The sequence below is a fragment of the Pedobacter sp. 05T44 genome (assembly GCF_056395985.1).
In genome coordinates this window covers 1-1,347 of record NZ_JBFTKO010000040.1, presented here as the reverse complement: position 1 = coordinate 1,347, position 1,347 = coordinate 1, and the positions used below count along the sequence as shown (strand labels likewise).

At 38.8% G+C, this 1,347-nt stretch carries 2 protein-coding genes; both read right to left on the bottom strand.

The genetic code is table 11. The annotated features are described in order from the left end of the window. Positions 1 to 44: 44 nt before the first annotated feature. Positions 45 to 1,067 carry an IS110 family RNA-guided transposase gene (locus tag AC1DDK_RS26105; RefSeq protein WP_288879047.1) on the bottom strand — a complete coding sequence of 341 codons (1,023 nt, stop codon included), beginning with the start codon at positions 1,065 to 1,067 and terminating at the stop codon, positions 45 to 47. Positions 1,068 to 1,071: 4 nt separating this feature from the next. Next, on the bottom strand, positions 1,072 to 1,347 hold a 276-nt coding region (locus AC1DDK_RS26100; RefSeq protein WP_337718273.1), incomplete at its 5' end, for a hypothetical protein.

Below are 1,347 nucleotides of genomic sequence, written 5' to 3'. Positions count from 1 at the left end.
TCGAGATGATTGTTATGACTCATGCAAGTATTTTTTAATATAATTTATGCCGCAATTAATTGATTACTGACATAAGGTTTCTGATGACTTACCACTGCAACCACTCTTAGGGCAATCTTATTTCTTATTGCATTTAAGATGCTCATGGGATGTTTTCCTTCTTCCTTTTTACGGTTATAATAGGTTCTGAATTCAGGGTAGTATTGTATGACTGATAATGCACTGAGATGGAATAGTTTTTTGAGTTCCTTATTAGCCATATGATGCACTCGGTTGCGTCCCTTTATGCTGATGCCACTGCTATGTTCAAAAGGTACAACACCAGCGTAACAGGCGAGTTGCTTACCACTGATCTTAGCAGAAAAATTGGTAGTGCAACAGATCAAATAAACAGCAGTTAGGTGACCAATGCCAGGCACGGTAATCAGCAAATCGTAGTTGTTCTTTAACTCCGGATTTTCGGCTATGATTTTACTGATCAGTGCTTCGATCTCCTTTATGGATCCGGCAATACCTTCGATCGCTGCCAGGTGTGCTTTCTCTACTGCTTTTTGAACCATAGGATCATTAATGTTTTTGAGTTCTTTGATATACTGTTTATTACTATTGATTTGTGAGAGCAGTCTTGTTCTGGAGGTCATAAAGTCTTTCAATTGCATCAAAACAGGGTTTAACGCCGATGAAACTTTTAACGTGTCCGATTCTTTACAGGCATATTTACACAAACGAATGCTGTCTATCTTGTCATTTTTGCCTCTGGTAATACCAAAGCTCCATTTGATATGAGCAGCATTACCAATATGCAAAGGCAAGCCTTTTTTGTTGCAAAAAGACCAGATCAATCGGTGGTAGATCCCGGTGTTTTCGATTACCACTAAGGTGTTCGGATCCATAGCTACTTTAAAACTTTTAAGCCATTTTCCGAAGGCTTTGAGCCCTTCTAAAGTGTTGTCAAAACGGGCTGTTTCAATACCTCGTTTTTGATGATCAGTAACGGCCATCAGGGAAGCATCGAAGAAGGGTTTTGAAACATCAATGCCAATGAAAAATTTGCTATTCGCTTTCATAGTATTAAATTATAATTTTGTAGCAAGACCTAACAGTTTTGCCCCATCGGTCCAAGTCCTTAATAATGGGTATTACCCTAATTGTTATATGGCCACTAAGGGAAAACACGGCAGCGGATTGCATCATCTCATAGGCATAAAAACCTTGACGACTTGATAATTCGCCGCTGCCGTGGTTAGGCATTATTCCTACAAAATTCTGTATAGCTGAGGAATTAAGCGTAACACTTAATAACAATTGTTTTTTAGGTTCTAGACCACTGGTCAAATCTAAAGGACG